Origin of the sequence: Actinoplanes sp. NPDC048791 (assembly GCF_040650095.1) — a bacterium.
GTDB lineage: Bacteria > Actinomycetota > Actinomycetes > Mycobacteriales > Micromonosporaceae > Actinoplanes.
In genome coordinates this window covers 1-6,058 of the sequence record NZ_JBEZGQ010000507.1, presented here as the reverse complement: position 1 = coordinate 6,058, position 6,058 = coordinate 1, and the positions used below count along the sequence as shown (strand labels likewise).

The window sequence follows — 6,058 nt, the reverse complement described above, 5'->3', positions numbered from 1 at the left end:
GACAAGAAGGCCGGCGACATGGTCCCGGGCGGCCGGCTCTCGCTGGCGGTGCGCAACTACGGCATGCGCACGCTGAAGTACCACCCGCTCAAGCGGCAGATCATCGAGCGCGTCACCCGGCCGCTGCACGACGCGGCCAACGCCATCGAGCTGCCGTCCTACCCGATGGCGCCGGTCGCGTGAACGCTGCTACCTGCTCGCGTGCTCCTTGCGGATGGCGTCGGCCAGGTGCGCGGGCATCGGCTCGTGCCGGGCGTAGGTGCGGCTGAAGGTGCCCGCGCCCGAGGTGAGCGCGCGCAGCTCGACCGCGTAGCGGACCAGCTCGGTGGCCGGCACCTCGGCCCGGACCAGGCTGCGGTCGCCGTCCTCGGTCACCTCGGTGCCCAGCGGCCGGCCCCGGCGCCCGGACAGGTCACTCATCACCGCGCCGACATAGCTGTCCGGCACCCGCACCACGATCTCGTCGACCGGCTCCAGCAGCGTCACCTGACCCTGCTCGGCGGCGGTCCGCAGGGCCAGCGCCCCGGCCGTCTGGAACGCGGCGTCGGAGGAGTCGACGCTGTGCGCCTTGCCGTCCACCAGCGTCACCCGCAGGTCGATCACGGGGTAACCGGCGACGATGCCCCGTTCGAGCTGGGCGCGTACGCCCTTCTCCACCGACGGGATGTAGTTGTGCGGCACCGCGCCGCCCACGACCTTGTCCACGAACTCGAAACCGCTGCCGCGGGGCAGCGGCTCGACCTTGATCGAGCAGACGGCGTACTGGCCGTGGCCGCCGGACTGCTTGACGTGCCGGCCGTGACCCTGGGCCGGGGCGCTGAAGGTCTCGCGCAGGGACACCTTCACCGGCTCGGTGTCCAGCTCCACGCCACCGGCGCGCAGCCGTTCGAGGACCACGTCGGCGTGCGACTCGCCCATGCACCACAGCACCTGCTGGTGGGTGTCGGGATTGCGTTCCAGCCGCAGCGTGGGGTCACCGGCGACGAGCCGGGCCAGATTCTTGGCCAGGGCGTCCTCGTCGGAACGGGTCTTGGCGACCACCGCGATCGGCAGCAGCGGCTCCGGCATGCTCCACGGCTCCATGAGCAGCGGCTGGTCCTTGGCCGAGATGGTGTCACCGGTCTCGGCGCTGCCCGACTTGGTGATCGCGCAGATGTCCCCGGCGACGCAGGCGCTCACCTCACGCAGCTGCGCGCCCAGCGGGGAGTAGACGTGCGCGATCCGTTCGTCGGCGTCGTGGTCGGGGTGTCCCCGCTCGGTGAGGCCGTGCCCGGAGACGTGCACGGTCAGCTCGGGGCGCAGCGTGCCGGAGAAGACCCGGACCAGCGAGACCCGGCCGACGTGCCGGTCGATCGTCGTCTTGACCACCTCGGCCACCAGCGGGCCGTCCGGGTCGCAGGTCAGCGGCGGGCGGGGGCCGCCGTCCACCCCGGTGACCACCGGCAGGTCGTGCTCCAGGGGCGACGGCGCGGCGCTGACCAGGCCGTCGAGCAGGGCGTCCAGGCCGACCCCGGTCGCGGCGCAGACCGGGATGACCGGGTAGAAGGTGCCGCGGGCCACGGCCTTCTCCAGATCCGGGATCAGCGTGTCGGTGCTGATCAGCTCGCCGGCGACGTACCGGTCCATCAGGGTCTCGTCCTCGCTCTCGGCGATGATCCCCTCGATGAGCAGGTCCCGGTCGTCCTTGATGGGCAGCAGGTGCTCGCGCTCGGCCTCGCCGGCCCGCGGCGGATAGCCGGCCGAGTAGTCCAGCACCTTCAGCGTGACCAGGCCCAGCAGGCCGGCGATGGAGGCGCCGTCGTCGCCGAGCATGGGCTGGTAGATCGGCATGACGTTCTCGCCGAACGCCTCCTGGCACTCCTGCAGGGTGCCCTCGTAGTCGGCGCGCGGATGGTCGAGCCGGGTGATCGTCACGGCCCGGGGCATGCCGATCGCGGCGCACTCCTCCCACAGGGCGACGGTCGCCTCGTCCACGCCGTCGACCGCCGAGACCACGAAGACGGCGGCGTCCGCGGCCCGCAGGCCGGCGCGCAGCTCACCCACGAAGTCGGCGTAGCCGGGAGTGTCGAGCAGGTTGATCTTCACTCCTTCGTGCACCAGCGGGGCGCACGAGAGGGAGACGGACCGCTGCTGGCGTACGGCCGCCGGGTCGTGGTCGGTCACCGTGGTGCCGTCCGCCACCGTGCCCGTACGCGAGATGGTGCCGGTCGCCGCGAGCAGCGCCTCGACCAGCGTCGTCTTGCCCGCGCCGGAGTGGCCCACCAGCACCACGTTGCGTACTCTGCCGGGCTCGGTCACCACCGGTGCGGTGAGCCCTTTCTCCTGGGTCTTCTGCGTCATGGTGACGCCCTCCTGTCGGCAGCCGCGGTCGGCGCCCATTCTCCCGACCCCGTCGGCTGCCGCGGGACCCGGGCGGGCATTCCTGGCTGTTACGCCCCCCGTCCTTGGATCTGACACCCGGCGCAGTCACCGCCGCAACCCTTTGTAGTCAGCAACCGGCCTTTGTGACGATCCGGCGACGCGTGACGCACGCCGTACCGGTTCTTCCCGGTCGCCGTTATGGTGGGACGGCCATGGCAAAGATCGTCAGCGTGCCCGCCCGCGCCCTCGTGTCGTACGTCCTCCATCCGACCGCCCGCCTCCTGCTGCGCCTCGGCGTCACCCCGAACGCGGTGACCGTCGCCGGCACCGTCGGCGTCCTGATCGGCGCCCTGGGCTTCGGCGCCCGCGGTGAGCTGTTCTGGGGCACCGTGATCGTCACGGCCAGCGCCCTCACCGACGCTCTCGACGGCACGATGGCCCGCCTGCGCGGACCGTCCGGCAAGTTCGGAGCCCTGCTGGACTCGTCGATGGACCGCATCGCCGACGCCGCGGTCTTCGGCGCCGTCGCCTACTACCTGGCCGGCGAGGGCAACCCGTACGGCGGCATGGTCGCCGCGCTGATCTCGCTCGCCTTCGGCCAGGTCGTCTCCTACGTCAAGGCCCGCGCGCAGAGCCTCGGCCTGGACGCCGACGTCGGCATCGCCGAACGCCTCGAACGCCTGCTCATCGTGGGTGTCGGCGGTCTGCTGGGCGCCGCCGGGCTGGAGTGGGGTTTGCCGGCCGCGCTGTGGGTGCTGTCGGTGCTGTCGATCATCACCGTCTTCCAGCGGCTGATCCACGCGGCCAAGTCGGACGTCGTCCCGGCCGGGCCCGCTTCGGCCGGTCCCACGTCGGCCGGGCCCGCTGCGGGTGCGCCGGCTGAGCCGGAGGGTCCGGCGTGACCTCTCGCCGTGATCAGCTGACCGAGCTGGGTTACGCCGCCGGCTGGCGGGTGACGCGGATGCTGCCGCTGCGTGCCGCCCGCGCCGTCTTCGACCGGGGCGCCGACCGGGCGGCCAAGGCCAACGGCCCGGGCACCCAGCGGCTGCGCCGCAACCTGCGCATGGTCGTCGGCCCCGACCTGCCGGAGGCCGAGCTCGACGACCTGGTCCGGGCCGGGCTGCGCTCGTACGCCCGGTACTGGATGGAGGCCTTCCGGCTGCCCTCACAGAGCCGGGCCGACTTCCTGCGCGACTTCGACCTGGTCAACGCGGACGAGTTCCACCGCGTCCTGGGTGAGGGCAAGGGCGCGATCCTGGCGCTGCCGCACATGGCCAACTGGGACGCGGCCGCCGCCTGGGTCGTCTCGCACGACTACCGGCTGGTCACGGTCATGGAGCGGCTCAAGCCCGAGGGGCTGTTCGAGCGCTTCATCGCGTACCGCGAGAAGCTCGGCATGGAGGTGCTCCCGCTCACCGGCGGCCAACGGCCACCGCTGGACGTGCTCGCCGAAAAAGCCACCCAGGGGTACGCGGTGCCGCTGCTCGCCGACCGTGACCTGTCCGCCCGCGGCATCGAGGTGCGGTTCTTCGGCGGCCGCACCCGGATGCCGGCCGGCCCCGCGATCCTGGCCCTGCGCACCGGCGCCCCGCTGTACGCGGCCGACCTGTGGTTCACCCCGACCGGCTCGCTGGGCCGGATCCGGCGCATCGAGCTGCCCGACCCTTCCGAGGGCGCCCTCGACGTCCGAGTCAAGATCACCACTCAGCGGCTGGCCGACGCGTTCGAGCTGGGCATCGCCGAGCACCCGCAGGACTGGCACATGCTGCAGAAACTGTGGCTCGACCAGAGCGCCCGGGTCTGAGGGGCGGGGCAGCGTGCGGATCGGGATCGTCTCGCCGTACTCGTTCGACGTGCCGGGCGGCGTGCAGAACCACATCGTCGACCTCGCCGAGGCCCTGATCACGCTCGGGCACGAGGTCAGCGTGCTGGCGCCGGCGGACGAGGATGCGGAGCTGCCGCCGTACGTGGTGGCGGCGGGGCGGGCGATGCCGCTGCCGTACAACGGCTCGGTGGCCCGGATCGCCTTCGGCCCGGTGTCGACCGCCCGGGTGCGCCGCTGGCTGGCCCGCGGCCAGTTCGACGTGCTGCACGTGCACGAACCGCTCACGCTGAGCCTGTCGCTGCTGGCAGTGCTGTCCGCCCGCGGCCCGGTCGTGGCCACCTTCCACACCGCGATGGTCCGCTCCCGCGCGCTGGCCGCGGCCCAGGGCTTCCTCCAGCCGGTGGTCGAGAAGATCACCGCCCGCATCGCCGTCAGCGAGCTGGCCCGCAAGGTGCAGGTCGAGCACATCGGCGGCGGCGCGGTGGAGATCCCCAACGGGGTGGCGGTGGCCAAGTTCGCCACCGCGCAGCGCCTGCCGGGCTGGCCGGGCGAGGGCGGCACGCTGGGCTTCCTGGGCCGCTTCACCGAGTCGCGCAAGGGCTTCGAGCTGCTGCGTACGGCGTTCGTCACGCTCGCCCGGCAACGGCCCGGCCTGCGCCTGCTGGTGGCCGGCCCCGGTGACCGCGGCGACCTGTACGACGACATCCCGGCCGACCTGCACCCCCGGGTCGAGTTCCTGGGCCTGGTCAGCGAGGCCGACAAGGCCCGGATGCTGCGCAGCGTGGACATCTACGTGGCCCCGAACACGGGCGGCGAGTCCTTCGGCATGATCCTCACCGAGGCGATGGCGGCCGGCGCGACGATCGCGGCGAGTGATCTCGACGCGTTCCGCCGGGTCCTGGACGGCGGCCGGGCCGGGGCGCTCTTCCCGACCGGCGACACCGAGGCATTGACGGCGGTGCTGGCCGAACTGCTGGACGACCCGCAACGCCGGACCCTGCTGGCCGAGTGCGCCCGCGAGGTCGTGAAGGCCTTTGACTGGCCCAGCGTAGCCAACCGTGTACTGGAGGTATACGCGACGGCGATCGAGGCTACGGACGGTCGCGTTTTTGACGAAGAGTGGGCCGAACCACGCTCCGGGACGTAACTCTCCGACACAAAACGGCACTACGATGCCCCGCATGTGGTGGGTCATGGGTGCGCTCGCGGTGGCGGCTGTGCTGTCGGCGTACCTCGCCTGGACGGCCCACCGCGTCGAACGGGTCCACGTCCGTGCGGCTTCAGCAACCCGCGCCCTGGACGCCCACCTGCTCCGCCGAGCGGCCGCCGCAGCCGTGGTAGCGGAAAACACCGACTTCATCGAGCTGTACGCGGCGGCGCGCCTGGCCCTCGACGCGGAGCCCGACGAACGTGAGGCAGCGGAGAACGACCTGACCCGCCAGTTGCAGGCCGTCCGGCTGACCGGCACCGACGCGGCGACCCGCACCCTGGTGGCAACGAGCCGCCGGGTGGTGCTGGCCCGGCAGGTGCACACCGACCTGGTCCGCGACGCGCTCACCGCCCGCAGAAGGCCGCTGGTCCGCCTGCTCCGGATGGCCCGGCACTACGAACGCCCCCGCTACTTCGACATCGTCGAGCCGCACCTCCCGGAGCCACTGACGGTGACGCAGCGCCCGGCCCCGGAGCCGCCCGTCCCGGTCTCGACTTGAGGTTTCCGAGCCCCTGAACCGAACGGCAACCGTGGCGCCCCCGTTCTGCGCTCCCCGGCTTGGGCGGGAGCCCGAAGGGGATGGCATGACGGACACGCAGATCGTTGAGCTGGGGCTGCAGGCCATGACCATCGCCGCGAAGATGTGCGCGCCGGTGCTGTTG

The 6,058-nt window shown here is 72.4% G+C and carries 5 protein-coding genes and 1 pseudogene; 5 read left to right on the top strand and 1 reads right to left on the bottom strand.

What is annotated here, in order from left to right; all coding sequences use genetic code 11:
* Positions 1 to 183: pseudogene (locus tag AB0C29_RS29420) on the top strand (hypothetical protein); the annotation flags it as partial.
* 6 nt (positions 184 to 189) lie between these two features.
* Here AB0C29_RS29420 and AB0C29_RS29415 read toward each other — a convergent pair.
* Positions 190 to 2,340 carry an elongation factor G-like protein EF-G2 gene (locus AB0C29_RS29415; RefSeq protein WP_360826725.1) on the bottom strand — a complete coding sequence of 717 codons (2,151 nt, stop codon included), beginning with the start codon at positions 2,338 to 2,340 and terminating at the stop codon, positions 190 to 192.
* 233 nt (positions 2,341 to 2,573) lie between these two features.
* Between AB0C29_RS29415 and pgsA the strand changes: the two genes are divergently transcribed.
* From pgsA to AB0C29_RS29395, 4 genes are read left to right on the top strand one after another with little or no spacing between them, the layout of a single operon-like run.
* A complete protein-coding gene (gene pgsA / locus AB0C29_RS29410) occupies positions 2,574 to 3,263 on the top strand; it encodes a phosphatidylinositol phosphate synthase (RefSeq protein ID WP_360826722.1) in 690 nt (229 codons plus the stop codon).
* The gene (locus tag AB0C29_RS29405; protein WP_360826720.1) at positions 3,260 to 4,165 is read left to right on the top strand and encodes a phosphatidylinositol mannoside acyltransferase; all 906 of its coding nucleotides are present in this window, start codon (positions 3,260 to 3,262) and stop codon (positions 4,163 to 4,165) included. Before pgsA ends, AB0C29_RS29405 begins: the two co-directional genes overlap by 4 nt.
* Positions 4,166 to 4,178: 13 nt before the next feature.
* Complete coding sequence (locus AB0C29_RS29400) at positions 4,179 to 5,333, top strand: glycosyltransferase family 4 protein (protein ID WP_360826717.1); 1,155 nt, start codon at positions 4,179 to 4,181, stop codon at positions 5,331 to 5,333.
* A 25-nt stretch (positions 5,334 to 5,358) separates the two neighbouring features.
* Positions 5,359 to 5,895 carry a hypothetical protein gene (locus AB0C29_RS29395; protein ID WP_360826714.1) on the top strand — a complete coding sequence of 179 codons (537 nt, stop codon included), beginning with the start codon at positions 5,359 to 5,361 and terminating at the stop codon, positions 5,893 to 5,895.
* Positions 5,896 to 6,058 lie beyond the last annotated feature (163 nt).

Coding starts and splice junctions, on each gene's coding strand:
- pgsA (WP_360826722.1), top strand. CDS start 2,574: ATGGCAAAGATCGTCAGCGTGCCCGCCCGCGCCCTCGTGTCGTACGTC.
- AB0C29_RS29395 (WP_360826714.1), top strand. CDS start 5,359: ATGCCCCGCATGTGGTGGGTCATGGGTGCGCTCGCGGTGGCGGCTGTG.
- AB0C29_RS29415 (WP_360826725.1), bottom strand. CDS start 2,340: ATGACGCAGAAGACCCAGGAGAAAGGGCTCACCGCACCGGTGGTGACC.